The following is a 20,843-nucleotide window of genomic DNA, read 5'->3' on the forward strand; positions in this document are numbered from 1 at the left end:
GACATAGGGAAAACCCTGGAGGGGCGGGCGCGCTCTTGTCGCGGCCGCCCCCGGGCGCTTCACTGGCGCTCCCCCCACAGGAGAAGACCCGTCCCACCCCCAGAAGGGTTTCTCTTGACCTCCGTACGCGCCTTCGCCGTCACCGCAGCGGCCTGTGCCGCCGTGCTCGCCACCGCACTGCCGTCCTCCGCCATCAACTCCTACAACGCCGCGCCCGCCCCCGAACGCACCGAGGTCGGCGCCCTCGTGGCCACCTGGGACGACGACGGCGACCCCGCGACCCCCGACCGGGCCGACTGGGTCTGCTCCGGCACCATGATCGACGCGGACACCTTCCTGACCGCCGCGCACTGCACCTCGGACTGGCCCGACAACGTGCGGTTCTACGTCTCCCTCGACCAGGACGTGCAGTCCGGGCTCGACGCGGCGGCGAAGAAGTACCCGGGCGACCCGGCCGCGCAAGCCGCCGCCGTAGCCGTTCCGGGCACCGCCCACACCCACCCCGGCTACCCGGGGCCCGCCTCCGACACCCACGACATCGCGGTGATCCAGCTGCCCGCCGCTCAGGTCAAGGCCCGCTGGAGCTTCACCCCGGCCGCCCTGCCCACCGCGAACCAGCTCGGCAGACTCGGCCCGCAGGGCCTGAACGCCACCGACTGGCTCGTCGCCGGGTACGGCACCCAGGAGGCCGTCAACGGCCCGGGCGGCCAGACCCACCCCGGCGGCGGTGTCCGGATGAAGGCACCCGTCACCTTCAACGCCCTCAACGACTCCTGGGCCCGGCTCGCGATGACCGCGCCGCAGGGCAACGGGGGCGCCTGCTACGGCGACTCGGGCGGCCCCAACTTCGCCGTGATCGACGGCAGAAGCATCCTCGCCGCCACCACCATCACCGGCGACACCCCCTGCTACGCGACCAACGTGACGTACCGCCTGGACACCCCCGGGGCCCGCGCCTTCCTCTCGCCGTTCGTGAAGCTGCCGTAGCCCGTGACGCCGCAACCCGTGACGCCGTAACCCCTGACGCCGCACTCCGCGTCACCGACCACACGGCACGGCCGACCGCCCCCGCAGAACCCGCCGCCCCCGCCCTCCGCCGGAGCGGCGGGGCGGCGGGGGCGTTCGGCCCCGCAGAACCCGTCAACTCGGCGAACGTAGAGCAGAGTTGGGGCGCCATCAGCAGCGACGCGCCGCGCCTGACCGACCGGCTCGCGGGCCGCTGGAACCGGGCTCCCGCCCGCACGGAGAAGGGCGGTCGTCACGGCGGCCGTGACCGCCGTCGCCGCAGCCTCGGCCGCAGCACTCCCCAGGCCCTCGCGCCCGCCCGGCACCGCCGGCCGCTGCGCCGCGCCCGTCGAACGCACCCCGCCGTTCCCCGCCAGGGCACCGGCACCGGAACTCCCCCCGGACGCCGACCACCCCTCTCTCGGAGTAACGCTCCGTAACGCGCGCGCAATACAACACCGAAGTCTCATCTTCGGCCGCGTCTGCGCCCGGGGCCTTTCCGATCTCTTTCGGGCCGCATACGGCCCGACCACCGCATGATCTCAGCCAGGGCCAACCGGAAGTGCGGGTTCTCAGAATGCGGACCTCGGCGAAAATCCACCAAACCCGCCGAGAGGGTCCCCGGCCGGGACCCGGCATCCACGGCGTCATAACAAGAAAGTCACAAGCCAGCCCACGCCGCTGACCCTGCCCTTACCCCGGGCTTAGAGTCACGGCCAGTCACCGCCTCCATCGGGAGTTCGGTACCAGCGCGGCACTCACCCCCCGACCAGGGCGGGGCCTGCCTGTGAAAGGACTGATTGTGCGACAGCGTTCCTTGGTGATTCTTACCTCCGTTCTCACGACCGGAGCTCTGACTCTCACCGCCTGCGGCTCCCGAGACGACAGCGGTGACAAGGGCGGAGACGGCGGGAGCGGCACCACGCTGACCATCGGCGTCGACGCCCCCCTCTCCGGTGAGAACTCCACCACCGGCCTCGGCATCCAGTACGGCGCCCAGATAGCCATCGACGACGCCAACAAGAACAACTGGGTCCCGGGCGTGAAATTCAAGCTCAAGGCCCTGGACGACAAGGCGCAGCCCGCCACCGGCCAGTCCAACGCCACCAGCATCGTCGGCGACAAGACGGCCGTCGGCGCCGTCGGCCCGCTGAACTCCGGCGTCGCCCAGACGATGCAGCAGGTGTTCGCCTCGGCCAACATGGTCCAGATCTCCCCCGCGAACACCGCCCCCGAGCTGACCCAGGGCAAGAACTGGCAGACGGACAAGAAGCGTCCGTTCAAGACGTACTTCCGCACCGCCACCACCGACGAACTCCAGGGCAGCTTCGCGGCCGGCTACGCCTACAACGGCCTCAAGAAGAAGAAGGCCTTCGTCGTCGACGACAAGCAGACCTACGGCGCCGGTCTCGCGAAGATCTTCAACGAGCAGTACAAGAAGCTCGGCGGCAAGGTCGTCGGCACCGACCACGTCAACACCGGTGACAAGGACTTCGGCTCCCTCGTCACGAAGATCAAGAACTCCGGTGCCGACCTCCTCTACTACGGCGGCCAGTACGACGAGTCCGCGCTGCTCACCAAGCAGCTCAAGGACGCCGGCGTCAAGATCCCGCTGTTCGGCGGTGACGGCATGTTCGCCACCACCTACATCGAGGCCGCCGGCAAGTCCTCCGAGGGCGACCTCGCCACCGCCATCGGCGTCCCCGCCGACACCCTGCCCGCCGCCAAGACGTTCATCCAGACGTACAAGGACAAGGGTTACAAGGGCGACTACGGCGCGTACGGCGCCTACGCCTACGACGCCACCACCGCCATCATCAAGGCCGTCAAGGCCGCGGCCGACGCCAACGGCGGCAAGGTGCCCACCGACATCAACGACCTGCGCTCCAAGGTCGTCGACGGTGTCCAGAAGTCCGACTTCGAAGGCCTCACGGGCAAGATCTCCTTCGACCAGTACGGCGACACCACCAACAAGCAGCTGACGGTCTACCAGGTCGAGAAGGGTGCCTGGAAGGACGTGGAGACCGGCACCGCCGACCTGCAGTAGCCCGGCCCGCCACAACGCCGCACCACGGGCCGCGCGGAAGGGGACCCCGACCGCGCGGCCCGTTTCCACACCCCCACACAGCACACGACCACGCACACATCCAGTGCACACGACCACCAGCGACATGGAGGCCATGCGGTGAACACCCTGCCGCAGCAGCTGGCCAACGGGCTGCTTCTCGGCTCGATGTACGGGCTGATCGCCATCGGCTACACGATGGTGTACGGCATCGTCCAGCTCATCAACTTCGCGCACGGCGAGATCTTCATGACCGGGGCGTTCGGCGCCCTCACGGTCTACTTCTACATCCTGCCCGACGGCACCTCGATGGCCATCGCCGTACCCCTCATGCTCCTCGGCGGAGCCCTCGTGGCCATCCTCATCGCCGTCGGGGCGGAACGGTTCGCCTACCGACCACTGCGCGGAGCACCACGCCTGGCACCGCTCATCACGGCCATCGGCCTCTCCCTGGCCCTCCAGGAGGTCGTGCGCAACTTCTACCCCGGCGCCGACCGCGCCCGCGCCTTCCCCGGCCTCGACGCCACCCATGACATCGGCTCCGTCACCATCAAGGACGCCGACATCTTCCTCATCCTCGCCGCGATCGGCTGCATGGCCGCCCTCGCCTTCTTCGTGCGCCGCAGCCGCACCGGCCGCGCCATGCAGGCCACCGCGCAGGACCCCGACACCGCGCAGCTCATGGGCATCGACACCAACCGCATCATCGTCATCGCCTTCGCCATCGGCGGCTTCTTCGCCGCCGTCGCCGCCGTCGCCTACGGACTCAAGTACGGCAACGTCGACTACCGCATGGGCTTCCTCATGGGCCTCAAGGCCTTCACCGCGGCCGTCCTCGGCGGCATCGGCAACATCTACGGCGCCATGCTCGGCGGCGTCGTCCTCGGCATCGCCGAAACCCTCGCCTCCGCCTACATCGACGAGATCCCCGGCATGCAGCAGCTCGGCGGCCAGAGCTGGGCGAACGTCTGGGCCTTCTGCCTCCTCATCCTCGTGCTCCTCTTCAGGCCACAGGGCCTGCTCGGCGAGCGCGTCGCGGACAGGGCGTGATCACATGACCGAGACGACCAAGAAGACCCCAGCGCCGGACGCCGCCCCCACCCCGACGCCCGCCCTGCGCGGTCTCATACCCCTGCCCGCCGCGGCCGCCCGCGCCCTGCTGCTCGCCGGCGGCATCGCCACCGCCGCCTCCGCGTTCCTCGCCTGGACCTGGACCGCCGAGTTCCCCGGCGACCTCACCATCAACGGCTACCCCGGCGGCCTGCAGTGGCTGACCTTCACCGCCGGCATCCTCACCGCGCTGTTCGCCCTCGCCGGCTACGGCGTCCGCGGCCTCGGCTGGCTGCTGCCCGCCCGCAACAACGCGCCGCTCGTCCTCACCGCCCTCGGCGGCTTCGCCGTCACCTGGTTCACCGTCATCGCCATCAGCACCACGCTCGGCGGCGTCGTCAACCTCGAACCCGGTGGCTGGATCGCGGCCGTAGTCTCCCTGCTTCCCGTCATCGGCGCCTTCGCCCTCCCCCAGGAGCGCACCGGCGCCGACAGCACCAAGGAAGTCCTCAAGGCCTACATCGCCAAACCCGACCGCATCCCCGCCCCCCAGGCCACCGCGCCCTGGATCCAGCGGGCCATCATCACCGTGGTCACCATCATCGGCCTCGGCGTCTTCACCTACGGCATCGACACCGAGTACGGCGAACTCTTCATCGGCTACCTCTTCGTCGTCACCTTCGCCATCTGGGCACTGCACACCGCCGGCCTCCTCGACCGCTTCTCCGCCCTGGTCGCCGGCAACCGCAGCTTCACCCTCGCCATGGGCTTCGCCGCGGCCATCGCCTTCCCCTTCACCCAGACCGACGACCACTACGCCAACATCGGCGTCAACATCCTGATCTTCGGGACCGTCGCCCTCGGCCTCAACATCGTCGTCGGCCTCGCCGGACTCCTCGACCTCGGATACGTCGCCTTCCTCGGCGTCGGCGCCTACACCGCCGCCCTCGTCTCCGGCTCCGAGTTCTCCACCATCTCCGGCGTCCACCTGCCCTTCTGGGCCTCCGCCCTCGCCGGCGCCGCCGCCTCCCTCGTCTTCGGCGTCCTCATCGGCGCCCCGACCCTGCGACTGCGCGGCGACTACCTCGCCATCGTCACCCTCGGCTTCGGAGAGATCTTCCGCATCGCCGTCAACAACATGGACGGCGACTCCGGACCCGACGTCACCAACGGGCCCAACGGCATCGCCAACATCCCCGACCTGAACCTCCTCGGCTTCAACTTCGGCCAGGCCCACGACATCGGCGGATTCACCCTCGGCCGCTTCGCCAACTACTACCTGCTGATGGTCCTCATCATGGCCATCGTGGTCCTCGTCTACACGCGTGCAGCGGACTCCCGCATCGGCCGCTCCTGGATCGCCATCCGCGAGGACGAGACCGCCGCAACCGCCATGGGCATCAACGGCTTCCGCGTCAAACTCGTCGCCTTCGCCCTCGGCGCCGCCCTCGCCGGCCTCGCCGGCACCGTCAGCGCCCACGTCACCTACAGCGTCGTCCCCACGCCCTACCAGTTCGCCGGCTCCACCCCGCCCAACTCCGCGTTCCTCCTGGCCGCGGTCGTCCTCGGCGGCATGGGCACCGTCGCAGGACCCCTCCTCGGCGCAGCCCTGCTCTACCTGCTCCCCGAGAAGCTCGTCTTCCTCCAGGAGAAGTCACTCCTCGCCTTCGGCATCGCGCTCATCCTCCTCATGCGCTTCCGCCCCGAAGGCATCATCGCCAACCGCCGGCGCCAGCTCGAATTCCACGAGACCGGCCAACTCGACGTACCGAAACAGACCACGCTGACCGACGAACCGGCCGTCACCAAGGCGGGGGCATAGCCACGATGACAACACAGCCCACACCTGTACTCGAAGCACGCGGCGTCACGATGCGCTTCGGCGGCCTCACCGCCGTACGCTCCGTCGACTTCACGGTCAACGCCGGCGAGATCGTCGGACTCATCGGCCCCAACGGCGCCGGCAAGACCACCTTCTTCAACTGCCTGACCGGCCTCTACGTCCCCACCGAGGGCACCGTCTCCTACAAGGGCACCGTCCTCCCCCCCAAGCCCCACCTGGTCACCCAGGCCGGCATCGCCCGCACCTTCCAGAACATCCGCCTGTTCGCCAACATGACGGTCCTGGAAAACGTCCTCGTCGGACGCCACACCCGGACCAAAGAAGGCCTCTGGTCCGCCCTCCTGCGCGGCCCCGGCTTCAAGAAGGCCGAACGCGACAGCGAGGAACGCGCCATGGAACTCCTCGAGTTCATCGGCCTCGCCCACAAGCGCGACCACCTGGCACGCAACCTCCCCTACGGCGAACAGCGCAAGCTGGAGATCGCACGGGCCATGGCCTCCGAGCCCGGCCTGCTGCTGCTCGACGAGCCGACCGCCGGCATGAACCCCCAGGAGACCCGGGCGACGGAGGAACTGGTCTTCGCCATCCGCGACAAGGGCATCGCCGTCCTCCTCATCGAGCACGACATGCGCTTCGTCTTCAACCTCTCCGACCGCGTCGCCGTCCTCGTCCAGGGCGAGAAGCTCGTCGAAGGCACCTCCGACGTCGTCCAGGCCGACGAGCGCGTCATCGCCGCCTACCTCGGCGAAACCTTCGAAGGCGACCCCGGCGAAGCCGAAGCCGCCGAGGTCGAGGCCGCCGAAGCCGCCGCCGACGCGACCAGCACCACCAGCAGCACCAGCAGCACCAAGGGAGAAGCCCAGTGACCGCACTCCTCGAGGTCGAAGACCTCCGGGTCTCCTACGGCAAGATCGAAGCCGTCAAAGGCATCTCCTTCAGCGTCGAAGCCGGCCAGGTCGTCACTCTCATCGGCACCAACGGCGCCGGCAAGACGACCACCCTGCGCACCCTCTCGGGCCTGCTGAAGCCCACCTCCGGGAAGATCCTCTTCGACGGCAAGCCCCTCAACGGCGTCCCCGCCCACAAGATCGTCGCCCTCGGCCTCGCCCACTCCCCCGAAGGCCGGCACATCTTCCCCCGCCTCACCATCACCGAGAACCTCCAGCTCGGAGCGTTCCTCCGCAAGGACAAGGAAGGCATCGAAAAGGACATCCAGCGCGCCTACGACCTCTTCCCCATCCTCGGGGAACGCCGCAAGCAGGCAGCGGGGACGCTGTCGGGCGGCGAGCAGCAGATGCTCGCCATGGGCCGCGCCCTGATGTCCCAGCCCAAGCTGCTCATGCTCGACGAGCCCTCCATGGGCCTCTCCCCGATCATGATGCAGAAGATCATGGCGACCATCTCGGAGCTGAAGTCCCAGGGCACGACGATCCTCCTCGTCGAACAGAACGCCCAGGCCGCGCTCTCCCTCGCCGACCAGGGCCACGTCATGGAGGTCGGCAACGTCGTCCTCTCCGGGACGGGGCAGGACCTGCTGCACGACGAGTCGGTACGCAAGGCGTACCTGGGCGAGGACTGAGGTCACGCCCGAATACGAAGAGGCCCGCCCCCCTTCCCAACCGAAGGGGGGCGGGCCTCTCGCGTTGCACTCAGCCCTTGCTGGCCTTCTTCTCGTCGGCGTCCTGAATGACCGCCTCCGCGACCTGCTGCATCGACATCCGCCGGTCCATCGACGTCTTCTGGATCCACCGGAACGCCGCCGGCTCCGACAGTCCGTACTCGGTCTGCAGAATCGACTTCGCCCGGTCCACCAGCTTGCGCGTCTCCAGCCGGAGCGTGAGGTCCGCGACCTCCTTCTCCAGCTCCTTCAGCTCCGTGAACCGCGACACGGCCATCTCGATCGCCGGCACGACGTCGGTCTTGCTGAACGGCTTCACGAGGTACGCCATGGCACCCGCGTCCCGAGCGCGCTCCACGAGATCGCGCTGCGAGAACGCGGTCAGCATCAGCACCGGCGCGATGCTCTCCTCCGCGATCTTCTCCGCCGCGGAGATGCCGTCCAGCTTCGGCATCTTCACGTCCAGGATCACCAGATCGGGCCGGTGCTCCCGGGCCAGCTCCACCGCCTGCTCACCGTCACCGGCCTCACCGACGACGGTGTACCCCTCCTCCTCCAGCATCTCTTTGAGATCGAGCCGGATCAGCGCCTCGTCCTCGGCGATGACGACCCGCGTCGTCATCGGGGGCACGTGCGACTTGTCCTCTTCAGGCACGTCAACAGGCTGGGGCGACTCGGGGGCACTCACGTGGGCTCCTTGGTAGGGGCAGGCCGGTACTGCTCCCAAGCAGCGTACCTAGCAGCAAGGCCCCACACTCAACCGGTACACTGCTCATCGGTCCCCTGACTTGCCCGGTTGGAGGAACTGGTCAGACTCGCGGCACTCAAAATGCCGTGCCCTTTGGGCATGTGGGTTCGAATCCCACACCGGGCACCACAAGATCAGAAGCGGAGGATCACGTTCGCGTGATTCTCCGCTTTTTGCTGCCCACGGTCACTGCCTGCGACACACAGTGGTCGCATGAACTTCCATGGCACTGACGTGCGACAGAAGGCCATCACTCTTCTGCGCGGGGGCGCGAGGAACGCGGAGGTGGCCCGTAGCCTCAATGTGCCACTGGGGACGGTCGGCTACTGGAAGCATCTGGACCGCGCGAAGCGCGGCGAGTGTCCCGGGCGCCACGATCCGAAATGCCCCCGGTGCGACGGTCGGGATCTGGACGAGCCCGCCTATTCCTATCTGCTGGGTCTGTATCTCGGGGACGGACACGTCAGCCACTACTCCGAGCACCGCGTACCCAACCTCATGATCGCCTGCACGGAATCATGGCCCGGCCTCATGGACGCCTGCGAAGCGGCCATGCGGGCGGTCTTTCCCGCGAACTCGACCTGCCGTGTCCGCAGAACCGGCTGCAGCAACGTGAAGGTCTACTCGAAGCACCTGCACTGCCTGTTCCCCCAGCACGGCCCCGGCAAGAAGCACGACCGCCTCATTGCCCTCGAACCCTGGCAACAAGCCATCGTCGACGCCCACCCCTGGGAATTCATCCGCGGGCTCATTCACTCCGACGGCTGCCGGATCACCAACTGCACGACCCGGATGGTCGCCGGTGAGCGGAAGCGGTACGAGTATCCCCGGTACTTCTTCACCAACGTCTCCGATGACATCCGGCGGCTCTACACCGACACCCTGGACAAACTCGGGGTCGAGTGGACGCACTGCACCCGCAACGGCAACCCGTTCAACATCTCCGTCGCCCGCAAAGCCTCAGTCGCCCTCATGGACGCCCACGTCGGCCCCAAGTACTGACATGGCTACTCCGCGATGTGGTGGACCCGGACCATGTTCGTCGAGCCGGAGATCCCGGGCGGGGAGCCGGCCGTGATGACGACCGTGTCGCCCGGGCGGCAGCGGCCAAGACGGAGGAGCAACTCGTCGACCTGGTCGACCATCGCGTCCGTGGAGTCCACGCACGGGCCGAGGAACGTCTCCACGCCCCACGTCAGGGCGAGCTGCGAGCGGGTCGCCTGGTCGGGGGTGAAGGCGAGGAGGGGGATCGGGGAGCGGTAGCGGGAGAGGCGGCGGGCGGTGTCGCCCGACTGGGTGAAGGCGACCAGGAACTTCGCACCGAGGAAGTCGCCGATCTCCGCCGCTGCGCGGGCTACCGCTCCGCCCTGGGTGCGGGGCTTGTTGCGTTCCGTCAAGGGCGGGAGGCCCTTGGCGAGGATGTCCTCTTCCGCCGCTTCGACGATGCGGGCCATGGTGCGGACCGTTTCGATCGGGTGTTTGCCGACGCTCGTCTCGCCGGACAGCATCACCGCGTCGGTGCCGTCGATGACGGCGTTGGCGACGTCGGAGGCTTCGGCCCGGGTCGGGCGGGCGTTGTCGATCATCGAGTCGAGCATCTGGGTGGCAACGATGACCGGCTTTGCGTTGCGCTTGGCCAGTTTGATGGCGCGCTTTTGCACGATGGGGACCTGTTCCAGCGGCATTTCGACGCCGAGGTCTCCGCGGGCCACCATGATGCCGTCGAATGCGGCGACGATGTCGTCGATGTTCTCGACGGCCTGGGGTTTCTCGACCTTGGCGATGACGGGGAGGCGGCGGCCTTCCTCGTCCATGATGCGGTGGACGTCCTGGATGTCGCGGCCGGTGCGGACGAAGGAGAGGGCGATGACGTCGAAGCCGGTGCGCAGGGCCCAGCGGAGGTCGTCCTCGTCCTTCTTGGAGAGGGCGGGGACGGAGACGGCGACGCCGGGGAGGTTGAGGCCCTTGTGGTCGGAGATCACGCCGCCTTCGAGGACCGTGGTGTGGACTCGGGGGCCGTCGACCGAGGTCACCTTGAGGCAGACCTTGCCGTCGTCGATGAGGATGCGTTCGCCGGTGGTGACGTCGTCGGCGAGGCCGGCGTACGTGGTGCCGCAGGTGTCGCGGTCGCCTTCGACGCCTTCTTCGACGGTGATGGTGAAGCTGTCGCCGCGTTCGAGGAGTACGGGGCCTTCGGTGAAACGGCCGAGTCTGATCTTCGGGCCTTGAAGGTCGGCGAGGAGGCCGACGCTGCGGCCGGTCTCGTCGGCGGCCTTGCGGACCCGGTGGTAGCGCTCCTCGTGTTCGGCGTGGCCGCCGTGGCTGAGGTTGAGGCGGGCTACGTCCATTCCGGCGTCGACCAGGTTTTTGATCTGGTCGTACGAGTCGGTGGCGGGTCCAAGGGTGCAGACGATTTTGGCTCGGCGCATGAAACGAGCCTATGAGTTACCGACTGGTAGTGAATTGGTCGGGCATGACGACTCAACAGACTTTGCGTGAAGCGTTATTGACAAGTGTTGAATTGTGCGGCAGGGCGCTCCGATGAGCACCCGAGGGAATTCGGTCGCACTTTCGGGATTTCGCCCGGCGGGGATCACAGCTGCGGCGGCACCATGGTGAAGCGGGCGTTGATCTGGGCGTGGACGCGCTGGCGCTGGGGTTCGAGGTCGAGGGGGGCGGGGGTGTCCTCGGCGGCGCCGGCGAAGGCCGCGGAGCGCATGCGGCCGGGAGCCTGGGGGTAGGCCGGCGGGGCGCTCTCGGCACCGATGTCGGCGAGTTCGACCAGGGCGGAGAGGCTGGTGCCGAGGGCTTCGGCGTACTCGCGGGCGCGCTGGACGGCTTCGCGTACGGCCTTCTTGCGGGCTTCGCGGTGGGCGGGCGAGTCGGGGCGCAGGGCCCACCAGGGGCCGTCGACGCGGGTGAGGTCGAGGTCGGCGAGGCGGGTGGTGAGTTCGCCGAGGGCGGTGAAGTCGGTGAGTTCCGCGGTGACGCGGACGCTGCCGTGGTAGGTGCGGACGCGTTCGCCGCGGCCGTGTTTGGTCAGTTCGGGCGTGATGGAGAAGGCGCCGGTCTCCAGGCGTTCGACGGCGTCGCCGTAGGACTTGACGAGGTCGAGGACGACGGCGTTACGGCGGGTGAGGTCGTCGAGGGCGGAGCGGCGGTCGCGGCCGCGGGCGGCGACGGTGATGCCGATGCGGGCGATCTCGGGGTCGACTTCGAGGCGGGCCTCGCCGCGGACGGCGATGCGGGGGGCCTCGGGTGTGCCGTAGGGGACGGCGGGCTGGGAGGCGTCTGGGGTGGCCGCGGTCATACGCCCCACTCTGTCATGTCTGGGCTGGTTGGCGGCTCGGGATTCGAGGGCCGAGTCATCAGATCGCAACCTGGCGGGTCTGTTGCGTCCGGTCATGGCCGGGTCAGAATCTACGCGCGTTATCTACGCGCGTCGTTCACAGATTCCGCGAGGAGCCAGACATGCCGTTGAACCGCCGGAAGTTCCTGGAGAAGTCCGCCGTGACCGGGGCGGGGGTGGCGCTGGCCGGTGCGGTCGCAGCGCCGGGTGCGCAGGCGGCCGAGGCGAAGGGCGGCACCAAGCGGTACGCGTTCACCGTGCTGGGGACGACGGACCTGCACGGCAACGTCTTCAACTGGGACTACTTCACGGACAAGGAGTTCGACGACAAGGACCACAACGACGTGGGCCTCGCGAAGGTCTCGACGCTCGTGAACCGGATCCGTGAGGAGAAGGGCCGCCGCAACACGCTGCTGATCGACGCGGGCGACACCATCCAGGGCACGCAGCTGTCGTACTACTACGCCAAGGTCGACCCGATCACGGCCGAGGGCGGCCCGGTGCACCCGATGGCGCAGGCGATGAACGCCATGGGCTACGACGCGGCGGCGCTCGGCAACCACGAGTTCAACTACGGCATCCCGGTGCTGCGGAAGTTCGAGCAGCAGTGCCGTTTCCCGCTGCTGGGCGCGAACGCGCTGGACGCGAAGACGCTGCGGCCGGCGTTCGCGCCGTACAGCATGCACCGGCTGCGCACGCCGTTCGGGCGGGACGTGAAGGTGGCGGTGCTGGGCCTGACCAACCCGGGCATCGCGATCTGGGACAAGGCGAACGTGCAGGGCAAGATGACGTTCCCGGGTCTGGAGGAGCAGGCGGCGAAGTGGGTGCCGAAGCTGCGGTCGATGGGCGCGGACGTGGTCATCGTGTCGGCGCACAGCGGTTCGTCGGGGACGTCGTCCTACGGTGATCAGCTGCCGTACATCGAGAACGCGGCCGGTCTGGTGGCCGAGCAGGTGCCGGGGATCGACGCGATCCTGGTCGGGCACGCGCACACGGAGATCCCCGAGTACTTCGTCACCAACAAGAAGACCGGCAAGCAGGTCGTGCTGTCGGAGCCGCTGAAGTGGGGGCAGCGGCTGACGCTGTTCGACTTCGAGCTGGTCTGGGAGAAGGGCTGCTGGAAGGTCGAGAAGGTGGGGGCGAAGGTCCTCAACTCCAACACGGTGGAGGAGGACCCGAAGATCACGAAGTTGCTCGGGGACGAGCACGAGAAGGTCGTGGCGTACGTCAACCAGGTCATCGGCACCAACGCGGCGGAGATGACGTCGGCCGAGGCGCCGTACAAGGACGTGCCGATCATCGATCTGATCAACCACATCCAGGCCGACACGGTGAAGCAGGCGCTGGCGGGCACGGAGTACGCTGCGCTGCCGGTGCTGTCGCAGGCGGCGTGTTTCTCGCGCAGCGCCCGGATCCCGGCGGGCCAGGTGACGATCCGGGACGTGGCCGGTCTGTACGTCTTCGAGAACACGCTGGAGGCGCGTCTGATGACGGGCGCGCAGATGAAGGCGTATCTGGAGTTCTCGGCGAACTACTTCGTGCAGACCGCTCCGGGCGCCCCGGTGGATCCGGCGAAGCTGACGAACGCGAACGGCACGCCGGACTACAACTACGACGTGGTGAGCGGTCTGGCGTACGAGGTCGACATCGCGAAGCCGGCCGGGTCGCGGGTGACGAATGTGCGCTTCGGGGGGCAGCCGCTCGCGGACGACGCGAAGTTCGTGTTCGCGGTGAACAACTACCGGGCCAACGGCGGCGGGAACTTCCCGCACGTCGCCGCCGCCCAGTTGCTGTGGTCGAACTCGGAAGAGATCCGCAACACCATGATCGCCTGGGTGAAGGCGAAGGGTTCGATCGACCCGGCCGAGTTCGCCGGGGTGGACTGGAAGCTCACGCGCGAGGGCACGCCCGTCTTCTGAGCCGCGTGCTTCGTCACCTTCGGTCGTCGACCAGCGGGGTCAGTGCCGGTGCCTCGCGGGGTGGCGGGACGTGCCCCCGCTGGGTGAGACCGAAGGTGGTGAAGGCGGTGCGGGCGGGGAGTCCGTAGGCCTCCCTGCCCGTCAGGGAGTTGAGGATGATCGCGCTGCGCCAGGCCGCCAGGCCGAGGTCGGGGGCGCCGACGCCGTGGGTGTGGGTCTCGGCGTTCTGGACGTGGACGGTGCCGGTGACGGACGGGTCGAGGACGAGCCGGTACTCCTCGTCGACGCGTGGCCGCTCCCGGTTGTCGCGGCGCATGTAGGGGTCGAGGCCGGCGAGGATCCGGTCGAGGGGGCGTTCGCGGTAGCCGGTGGCGAGGACGACGGCGTCGGTGGTGAGGCGGGAGCGGCTGTTCTGCGGGACGTGTTCCAGGTGCAGTTCCACCTTGGTCGTGGCGACCCGGCCGGCGGTGCGGACGTGGACGCCGGGGGTGAGGACGGCGTCGGGCCAGCCGCCGTGCAGGGTGCGGCGGTAGAGCTCGTCGTGGATGGCTGCGACGGTGGCGGCGTCGATGCCTTGGTGCAGCTGCCACTGGCCGTCGACGAGCCGGTCGCGGGTGGACTCGGGCAGGGCGTGGAAGTAGCGCGTGTGGTCGGGGGTGAAGTGCTCCAGGCCGAGCTTGGAGTACTCCATCGGTGCGAAGGCCTCGGTGCGGCCGAGCCAGTGCAGTTTCTCGCTGCCGGCGGGCCTGTTGCGGAGCAGGTCGAGGAAGACCTCGGCGCCGGACTGTCCGATGCCCACGACCGTGACGTGCTCGGCGGCGAGGAGGGCGGCGCGGTGGTCGAGGTAGTCGGCGGCGTGCACGACGGGCACGCCGGGGGCTTCGACGAGGGGCTTGAGGGGCTCGGGGACGTGGGGCTCGGTGCCGATGCCGAGGACGACGCGCCGCGCGTAGGTCCGGCCGAGGGCTTCGGCTTCTCCGTCGGCGTCGAGCTGGGTGAAGTCGACTTCGAAGAGGTCACGTTCGGGGTTCCAGCGGACGGCGTCGACCTGGTGGCCGAAGTGGAGCCCCGGGAGGTTCTCGCAGACCCAGCGGCAGTAGGCGTCGTACTCGGCGCGCTGGATGTGGAAGCGCTCGGCGAAGTAGAAGGGGAAGAGCCGCTCGCGGGACCTGAGGTAGTTGAGGAAGGTCCAGGGGCTGGTGGGGTCGGCGAGGGAGACCAGGTCGGCGAGGAACGGGACCTGGATGGTGGCGCCCTCGATGAGCAGGCCGGTGTGCCAGCCGAAGGCGGGGCGCTGGTCGTAGAAGACGGTGTCGAGGTCGCCGAGCGGGTGGGCGAGCGCGGCGAGGGAGAGGTTGGCGGGGCCGATGCCGATGCCGACGAGGTCGCGGGGGGCGTCGGGGTCGGGGGTCGGTGTGGGGTTCATCGAGGGGTGTGTCCTTCCACGAGTGTGGCTCGGCTCGCTGCTACGAGGTGCAGCAGGGCGGCCAGGTCTGCGGGCCCGGTGACGGGGTTGAGGAGGGTGGCCTTGAGCCAGAGCCGGCCGTCGAGGCGGGCCCGGCCGAGGACGGCACGGCCGGCGGTGAGCAGTGCGCGGCGTACGGCGGCCACGGTGGCGTCGGTGGCGCCCGTGGGCCGGAACAGCACCGTGCTGATGACGGGCGGGGCGTGCAGCTCGAAGCCGGGGTGGTCGTCGACGAGGGAGGCGAACTCCCGGGCGTGGGCGCAGACCTGGTCGACGAGCGCGCCCAGCCCGCTGCGTCCCAGGGTCTTGAGGGTGACGGCGAGTTTGAGGACGTCGGGGCGGCGGGTGGTGCGCAGGGACCGGCCGAGCAGGTCGGGCAGCCCGGCCTCGGTGTCGTCGGCGGCGTTGAGGTAGTCGGCGCGCTGGCGCAGGGCGGCGAGGTCGCGGGCGTCCCGGACGGCGAGGAGGCCGGCGGCGACCGGTTGCCAGCCGAGTTTGTGCAGGTCGAGGGTGACGGTGTCGGCGGCGTCGAGTCCGGTGAGCCGCGTGCGGTGCCGGTCGCTGAAGAGGAGGCCTCCGCCGTAGGCGGCGTCCACGTGCAGCCGGGTGCCGTGGGCCGCGCAGCGGGCGGCGATCTCGGGCAGCGGGTCGATGAGTCCGGCGTCGGTGGTGCCGGCGGTGGCGGCGACGAGCAGCGGGCCGGGCGTGCCGGTGAGGGCGTCGTCGAGCGCGCCGGGGTCGAGTGTTCCGCGTGGGGCGGGTACGACGACGGGGTCGGGCAGTCCGAGCAGCCAGGCGGCGCGGGGCAGGGAGTGGTGGGCGTTGGCCCCGCACACGAGCCGGACGGATCCGCCGTGGGCCTCCCGGGCGAGGAGCAGGGCGAGCTGGTTGGCCTCGGTGCCGCCGGTGGTGATGAGGGAGTCGGCGGGCGCGGGCTTCCCGGTCCCGTGGATCTGCCGGGCCAGCGCCTGCGCGACGAGCCTTTCCAGTTCCGATGCTCCGGGTGCCTGGTCCCAGGAGTCCATGGACGGGTTGAGGGCGCAGGCCGCGAGGTCGGCTGCCGCGGCGACGGCGAGCGGGGGGCAGTGGAGGTGGGCGGCGCACAGGGGGTGGGCCGGGTCGGCGGCGGTCTCGGCGAAGGCGTGGACCAGGGTGCGGACGGCGTGCGGGTCGCCCTGGTCGGGGAGGACGTCGCCGACCGCCTGTCTCGTCCGGGCCGCGACCGCCTCCGGGCCGCCCGCCGGCAGCGGTCCGCCCCGGGCCCGGGCACCGGTGTCCAGCGCTTCGAGGACGGTGTCGAGCAAGGGCCGCAGGGCGCGGGGCCCTTCGGGGCCTGAGGCGAGGGGCGGGTTGCTCATGGGACTGTCCTCCGGGGCGCGGGGCGGCGCGCCCGAAGAGTCCAACGACATAACCCGGGTGGAGGTACTTCCGTACCGGAAAACCTGCCGGAGCCGGGCGGCCCCCGGGGCCCGGTCCTGACGTCGGCCGTGTGGTCTCGGCCCGGGTCCGCGAAGGGGCGGGCCGGCCTGCCGCTGCCCCGGCGTGCGGGGACGGAAAGGGGCCGGCCGCCCCCCGAGAGGCCTGCGTCGCCGCCCCTACTCCTCCCCGATCCCCTGGACCCGCAGCGCCCGTGCCAGGTCGTCGAGTTGGTCGACGAGCTTGCGGCGCAGCGCGGGGATCGGGTCGGCGTCGCGCAGGCATTCCTCGCCGAGGCGGAGGGTGTCGGCGTCGACGGCGTGCGCGGGGAAGGCCCAGCGGCCGGCCGCTTCGGCGATGGCGGGGCCGCGGCGGTCGGCGACGGCGACCGCGTCGGCGTAGTAGCGCGCGACGTACTCGCGTACCAGGTCGGCCTGTTCGGGTTGCCAGAAGCCCCGGGCGGTGGCGGTGAAGAGGTAGTTGGACAGGTCGTCGGAGCCGAACATCGCCTGCCAGGCGCGGGCCTTGGCCTGCGGGTCGGGCAGGGCGGCCCGGCAGCGGGCGGCGCCCTCCTGGCCGGTGGCGCTCGGGTCGCGTTCCAGTTCGGCGGCGATGGCGGCCTCGTCGGTCGCGCCGAGGACGGCGAGCCGGGCCAGCACGCGCCAGCGCAGCTCGGGGTCGAGCTCCGGGCCGCCGGGGACGGTGCCGTCGGCGAGCCAGGCGGCGATGGTGTCGGGGTGGGCGGCCACGTCGATGCGGTGGCGTACGGCGATCAGGCGCAGGCCGGGGTTGTCGCCGTCCTCGGTGCGGCGGATGAGGTCGCGGCACAGTTCGGAGAGGGTGGCGAGCGCGGCGGGCCGCTCCTCGGGCGTGAGGTAGCGGTCGGTGACGTACGTGGACGCGAAGGCGAGCACGCCTTGGACGATGGCGAGGTCCGTCTCCAGCGGCAGGTGGGCCCTGGCGGTCTCCAGGTAGGCGGCGGGGGCGAGTGCGCCGTCGCGGACGGCGTCCCTCAGGGCGTTCCAGACGACCGCGCGGGTGAGCGGTTCGGGCAGGCCGGACAGCTCCTTGCGGACGGTCTCGAAGGACTCGGGGTCGAAGCGGACCTTCGCGTAGGTGAGGTCGCCGTCGTTGAGGAGGAGCAGGGCCGGCCGCTTGCCGATGGGGTGGGTGTCGGTCTGCGGGAGGTCCAGGTGGAGGCGTTCGCGCAGGACGAGCTGGCCGCCGTCGTCGCCGAGGTCCCGGTCGTAGAGGCCGGCGGCGATGCGGTGCGGGCGGCTGCCCGCGCGGTCCACGGTGAGGGCGCAGGTGCCGTGCTCGCCGGGGGCGATGCGCGGGGTGAGGGTGTCGACGCCGGTGGTGCGCAGCCAGGCGTCGGCCCAGGCGTGGACGTCGCGGTCGGTGGCGCCGGCGAGGTTGTCGATGAAGTCGGCGAGGGTGGCGTTGGCGAACCTGTGCCGGGCGAAGTGGGTGTTGATGCCGGCGAGGAAGTCCTTCTCGCCGAGCCAGGCGACCAGTTGCCGCAGTGCGCTGGCGCCCTTGGCGTAGGAGATGCCGTCGAAGTTGAGCAGTGCGGAGGCGGTGTCGTCGACGGCTTCGGGGGCGACGGGGTGGGTGGAGGGGCGCTGGTCGGCGTCGTAGCCCCAGGACTTGCGGGTGACTCCGAAGTCGGTCCAGGTGTCGGTGAAGCGGGTGGCTTCGGTGAGGGTCTGGTAGCCCATGTACTCGGCGAAGGACTCGTTCAGCCAGATGTCGTCCCACCACTTGAGGGTGACGAGGTCGCCGAACCACATGTGGGCCATCTCGTGGGCGATGACCATGGCGCGGGTCTGGCGTTCGGTGTCGGTGACGGCGGAGCGGTAGACGAACTCGTCGCGGAAGGTGACGAGGCCGGGGTTCTCCATGGCGCCCGCGTTGAACTCGGGGACGAAGGCCTGGTCGTAGGAGTCGAAGGGGTAGGGCTCGTCGAACTTCTCGTGGTAGCGGTCGAAGCAGGCGCGTGTGACGTCGAGGAGTTCGTCGCAGTCGGCGTCCAGGTAGGGGGCGAGGGAGCGGCGGCAGTGCAGTCCGAAGGGCAGGCCGCGGTGCTCGGTGCGTACGGAGTGCCAGGGGCCTGCGGCGACGGCGACCAGGTAGGTGGAGATGAGCGGCGTGGGGGCCGCCTTCCATACGCCGTCGGCCTGTTCGGTGACGCCGTTGGCGAGGACGGTCCAGTTCTGGGGGGCCTTCACCGACAGCTCGAAGACGGCCTTCAGGTCGGGCTGGTCGAAGGCGGCGAAGACGCGCTGGACGTCGTCGAGGAACAGCTGGGTGTAGACGTAGGTCTCGCCGTCGGTGGGGTCGGTGAAGCGGTGCATGCCCTCGCCGGTGCGGGAGTAGCGCATCCGCGCGTCCACGCGCAGTTCGTGCTCGCCGGCGGTGAGGTTCGTCAGGGCGAGCCGGTTGCCGTCCAGGGTTTCCGGGTCCAGGGCGTGTCCGTCGAGGGTGACGGAGCGCAGCTCGGCGGGCTTGAGCTCGACGAAGGTGTCCCCGTCCACGCGGGCACCGAACCTGATCAGGGTGTGGGAGTCGAAGGTGTCGTCTCCGCCGGTCAGGTCGAGTTCGATCGTGTAGCGGTGGACGTCGAGGAGCTCTGCTCGGGTCTGCGCTTCGTCGCGCGTCAGTACGGACATGCGTGACATGCTGCCTGATGGCGTCGGCAAGGCACAGAGGCGGATCGGTACGCGCCCAATGTCCGGTCTAGGTGCGGTCCTTTTCGAGCTCCCCGGCGTGCGCCCCCTGGGGGCGCTGGACGGGGACGTGCGCGTCGGGGTGGGGCAGTACGGGGCCCGGGGGGTGTGCGGCGGTCCCGGTGTGCTCCCGGACCAGGGTGCGCAGCCGGCGGACCTCCCGTTCCAGGGCGAGGTGGCGGCGGTGGGCGTCGTAGAGGTAGCGGACCTTGGTGCGCAGCGCCCATGGGTCGACGGGTTTCAGGACGAGGTCGGCGACGCCGAGGCGGAAGGCGGCGGTGGTCAGTTCCTGGTCGACGCCGAAACCGGTCAGCAGGATGACCGGGATGTGCTGAGTCTGCTCGACGCGTCGCATGTAGCGCACGACCTCCAGCCCGCTGACACCGGGCATGCGCACGTCGAGCAACAACAGGCCGACCTGGCCGCGGAGTACCTGTTTGAGCGCCTCGTCGCCGCTGGTGGCCCGGCTGAGCTGGTAGCCCAGCGGGGCCAGGGCGCTCTCCAGCGCGTACAGCGTGTCCTCGTGGTCGTCGACGATGAGGATCCTGGTATCCGACGGCATGGCCCGACGCCCCTCCCTCGTGGAGGACCAGAGTAGTCCGGGACACTGACGCGCAGTGCTCGTCAGCTGACATGCTGTGTACAGCGCAGCATGCCGCGAGCGGGCCGCCGTGTCACTCCCCCCGGGGGTCGCGCGCGGTCAGTTGCCGCTTGTGGTGGAGCCGTTGAGCGCCGCGTCCGCGATGCGCTCGTGGTGGCGGATGACCTCGGCGACGATGAAGTTCAGGAACTTCTCGGCGAAGGCCGGGTCCAGCTTGGCGTTCTCGGCGAGGGCGCGCAGCCGGGCGATCTGGCGGGCCTCGCGGGCCGGGTCGGCGGGCGGAAGCTGGTGCTCGGCCTTGAGGTGGCCGACCTGCTGGGTGCACTTGAAGCGTTCGGCGAGCATGTGGACGACGGCCGCGTCGATGTTGTCGATGCTGTCGCGCAGCCGGGCGAGCTCTTCACGCACGGCGGGGTCGACGTCGCGGGAACCGGTGTTGCTGGTGGTCATGGGGCGTCAGCCTACGGGGATCACGCCGGGGGGCCGCCGGCCGTCTCATTCTTCGGCGATGGGAGTCGCTTGTGGAAGTAGACGTCCTCGTGGCCGCCGGGCACGCCCTGGATGCGGGCCCGCTCCCGGAAGCCGAGCCGCGGGTAGAAGCCGGGTGCCTGGAAGCTGTACGTGGAGACGATCATGTCGGTGCAGCCGCGCCGGGCGGCCTCGGCCTGCGCCGCGCGCATCAGCCGGCCGCCCCAGCCGGCGTGCCGCTGGTCCTCGCGGACCCAGAGCATGTCCACGGAGCACAGGGTGCCCCAGGTCCAGGCGGTGAGCCCGCCGACCAGTTCGCCGCTCTCGTCGGTGACGCGGACGGAGAGGGGCTCGGTGACGGCGCCGTCGGCGGCGGCGGTGTTGAAGGCGGTCAGCTCCTCGTCGAGCCGCTTCTCGAGGTCGTCGTCCTGGCCGCCCACCCGGAGCGAGGCGGCGACGGTGCGCTGTTCGCTGGTCACGGCCCGGATTCTGCCGGAGGCCCCCGGCGGTGACGACCGGTTTTCGCCGTGGCACGGCCCGTCCGCCGCGGGTCGCGTCCTCGTACAG

At 69.9% G+C, this 20,843-nt stretch carries 17 protein-coding genes and 1 tRNA gene; 9 read left to right on the top strand and 9 right to left on the bottom strand.

All coding sequences use genetic code 11. The annotated features are described in order from the left end of the window. Positions 1-114: 114 nt before the first annotated feature. From ACIRDU_RS01280 to ACIRDU_RS01305, 6 genes are all read left to right on the top strand, one after another. Positions 115-987 (top strand): trypsin-like serine protease, encoded by an 873-nt coding sequence (locus ACIRDU_RS01280; protein WP_403572723.1) that lies wholly within the window; start codon positions 115-117, stop codon positions 985-987. 835 nt (positions 988-1,822) lie between these two features. Next, positions 1,823-3,052, top strand: a complete 1,230-nt coding sequence (locus ACIRDU_RS01285) for a branched-chain amino acid ABC transporter substrate-binding protein (protein ID WP_403575082.1) — start codon at positions 1,823-1,825, stop codon at positions 3,050-3,052. A gap of 138 nt (positions 3,053-3,190) precedes the next feature. Next, entirely contained in the window at positions 3,191-4,120 is a 930-nt protein-coding gene (locus tag ACIRDU_RS01290; RefSeq protein WP_403572726.1) for a branched-chain amino acid ABC transporter permease, read from the top strand. Between the two features lie 4 nt (positions 4,121-4,124). Further along, a complete protein-coding gene (locus tag ACIRDU_RS01295; RefSeq protein WP_403572729.1) occupies positions 4,125-5,942 on the top strand; it encodes a branched-chain amino acid ABC transporter permease in 1,818 nt (605 codons plus the stop codon). Positions 5,943-5,947: 5 nt separating this feature from the next. Next, positions 5,948-6,829: an ABC transporter ATP-binding protein gene (locus ACIRDU_RS01300; protein ID WP_403572732.1), complete on the top strand. Its 882-nt coding sequence runs from the start codon at positions 5,948-5,950 to the stop codon at positions 6,827-6,829. Beyond that, positions 6,826-7,542: an ABC transporter ATP-binding protein gene (locus ACIRDU_RS01305; protein ID WP_403572735.1), complete on the top strand. Its 717-nt coding sequence runs from the start codon at positions 6,826-6,828 to the stop codon at positions 7,540-7,542. Before ACIRDU_RS01300 ends, ACIRDU_RS01305 begins: the two co-directional genes overlap by 4 nt. A 70-nt stretch (positions 7,543-7,612) precedes the next feature. Here the strand turns inward: ACIRDU_RS01305 and ACIRDU_RS01310 are convergent, their stop codons facing one another. Next, positions 7,613-8,269 (bottom strand): ANTAR domain-containing response regulator, encoded by a 657-nt coding sequence (locus ACIRDU_RS01310; RefSeq protein WP_403572738.1) that lies wholly within the window; start codon positions 8,267-8,269, stop codon positions 7,613-7,615. 102 nt (positions 8,270-8,371) lie between these two features. Here ACIRDU_RS01310 and ACIRDU_RS01315 point away from each other — a divergent pair. Together ACIRDU_RS01315 and ACIRDU_RS01320 are read left to right on the top strand one after the other, a co-directional pair. Then, positions 8,372-8,458: transfer RNA gene (locus ACIRDU_RS01315), tRNA-Leu, on the top strand. 84 nt (positions 8,459-8,542) lie between these two features. Beyond that, the gene (locus ACIRDU_RS01320; protein ID WP_403572741.1) at positions 8,543-9,331 is read left to right on the top strand and encodes a helix-turn-helix domain-containing protein; all 789 of its coding nucleotides are present in this window, start codon (positions 8,543-8,545) and stop codon (positions 9,329-9,331) included. Positions 9,332-9,336: 5 nt separating this feature from the next. Here the strand turns inward: ACIRDU_RS01320 and pyk are convergent, their stop codons facing one another. Beyond that, positions 9,337-10,758 (bottom strand): pyruvate kinase, encoded by a 1,422-nt coding sequence (gene pyk / locus ACIRDU_RS01325; RefSeq protein WP_403572744.1) that lies wholly within the window; start codon positions 10,756-10,758, stop codon positions 9,337-9,339. A 164-nt stretch (positions 10,759-10,922) separates the two neighbouring features. Continuing rightward, positions 10,923-11,639, bottom strand: a complete 717-nt coding sequence (locus tag ACIRDU_RS01330) for an SIMPL domain-containing protein (protein ID WP_403572747.1) — start codon at positions 11,637-11,639, stop codon at positions 10,923-10,925. 161 nt (positions 11,640-11,800) lie between these two features. Here ACIRDU_RS01330 and ACIRDU_RS01335 point away from each other — a divergent pair, with 161 nt between their 5' ends. Then, a complete protein-coding gene (locus tag ACIRDU_RS01335) occupies positions 11,801-13,597 on the top strand; it encodes a bifunctional metallophosphatase/5'-nucleotidase (RefSeq protein ID WP_403572750.1) in 1,797 nt (598 codons plus the stop codon). A 13-nt stretch (positions 13,598-13,610) separates the two neighbouring features. Here ACIRDU_RS01335 and ACIRDU_RS01340 read toward each other — a convergent pair whose 3' ends face one another. The 6 genes from ACIRDU_RS01340 to ACIRDU_RS01365 form a co-directional block, all read right to left on the bottom strand. After that, positions 13,611-15,023: a lysine N(6)-hydroxylase/L-ornithine N(5)-oxygenase family protein gene (locus ACIRDU_RS01340; RefSeq protein ID WP_403572753.1), complete on the bottom strand. Its 1,413-nt coding sequence runs from the start codon at positions 15,021-15,023 to the stop codon at positions 13,611-13,613. Beyond that, complete coding sequence (locus tag ACIRDU_RS01345; RefSeq protein WP_403572756.1) at positions 15,020-16,420, bottom strand: pyridoxal phosphate-dependent decarboxylase family protein; 1,401 nt, start codon at positions 16,418-16,420, stop codon at positions 15,020-15,022. The genes ACIRDU_RS01340 and ACIRDU_RS01345 overlap by 4 nt, the downstream gene beginning before the upstream one ends. Positions 16,421-16,657: 237 nt before the next feature. Further along, entirely contained in the window at positions 16,658-19,150 is a 2,493-nt protein-coding gene (gene pepN, locus ACIRDU_RS01350) for an aminopeptidase N (RefSeq protein WP_403572759.1), read from the bottom strand. 67 nt (positions 19,151-19,217) lie between these two features. Then, the gene (locus ACIRDU_RS01355) at positions 19,218-19,769 is read right to left on the bottom strand and encodes a two-component system response regulator (protein WP_403572762.1); all 552 of its coding nucleotides are present in this window, start codon (positions 19,767-19,769) and stop codon (positions 19,218-19,220) included. A gap of 138 nt (positions 19,770-19,907) precedes the next feature. After that, positions 19,908-20,258 (bottom strand): chorismate mutase, encoded by a 351-nt coding sequence (locus tag ACIRDU_RS01360; RefSeq protein WP_403572765.1) that lies wholly within the window; start codon positions 20,256-20,258, stop codon positions 19,908-19,910. A 20-nt stretch (positions 20,259-20,278) separates the two neighbouring features. Beyond that, positions 20,279-20,755, bottom strand: coding sequence for a GNAT family N-acetyltransferase (locus ACIRDU_RS01365; protein WP_403572768.1), 477 nt, complete (start codon positions 20,753-20,755; stop codon positions 20,279-20,281). Positions 20,756-20,843 lie beyond the last annotated feature (88 nt).

This window comes from Streptomyces sp. NPDC093598 (assembly GCF_044764825.1).
Taxonomy (GTDB): Bacteria; Actinomycetota; Actinomycetes; order Streptomycetales; family Streptomycetaceae; genus Streptomyces.

Bases quoted from the DNA above. Each gene is read 5' to 3' on its own strand.
- ACIRDU_RS01360 (WP_403572765.1), bottom strand. From the start codon at position 20,258: ATGACCACCAGCAACACCGGTTCCCGCGACGTCGACCCCGCCGTGCGT.
- ACIRDU_RS01335 (WP_403572750.1), top strand. From the start codon at position 11,801: ATGCCGTTGAACCGCCGGAAGTTCCTGGAGAAGTCCGCCGTGACCGGG.
- pyk (WP_403572744.1), bottom strand. From the start codon at position 10,758: ATGCGCCGAGCCAAAATCGTCTGCACCCTTGGACCCGCCACCGACTCG.
- ACIRDU_RS01295 (WP_403572729.1), top strand. From the start codon at position 4,125: ATGACCGAGACGACCAAGAAGACCCCAGCGCCGGACGCCGCCCCCACC.
- pepN (WP_403572759.1), bottom strand. From the start codon at position 19,150: ATGTCCGTACTGACGCGCGACGAAGCGCAGACCCGAGCAGAGCTCCTC.
- ACIRDU_RS01300 (WP_403572732.1), top strand. From the start codon at position 5,948: ATGACAACACAGCCCACACCTGTACTCGAAGCACGCGGCGTCACGATG.
- ACIRDU_RS01330 (WP_403572747.1), bottom strand. From the start codon at position 11,639: ATGACCGCGGCCACCCCAGACGCCTCCCAGCCCGCCGTCCCCTACGGC.
- ACIRDU_RS01345 (WP_403572756.1), bottom strand. From the start codon at position 16,420: ATGAGCAACCCGCCCCTCGCCTCAGGCCCCGAAGGGCCCCGCGCCCTG.
- ACIRDU_RS01320 (WP_403572741.1), top strand. From the start codon at position 8,543: ATGAACTTCCATGGCACTGACGTGCGACAGAAGGCCATCACTCTTCTG.
- ACIRDU_RS01340 (WP_403572753.1), bottom strand. From the start codon at position 15,023: ATGAACCCCACACCGACCCCCGACCCCGACGCCCCCCGCGACCTCGTC.
- ACIRDU_RS01355 (WP_403572762.1), bottom strand. From the start codon at position 19,769: ATGCCGTCGGATACCAGGATCCTCATCGTCGACGACCACGAGGACACG.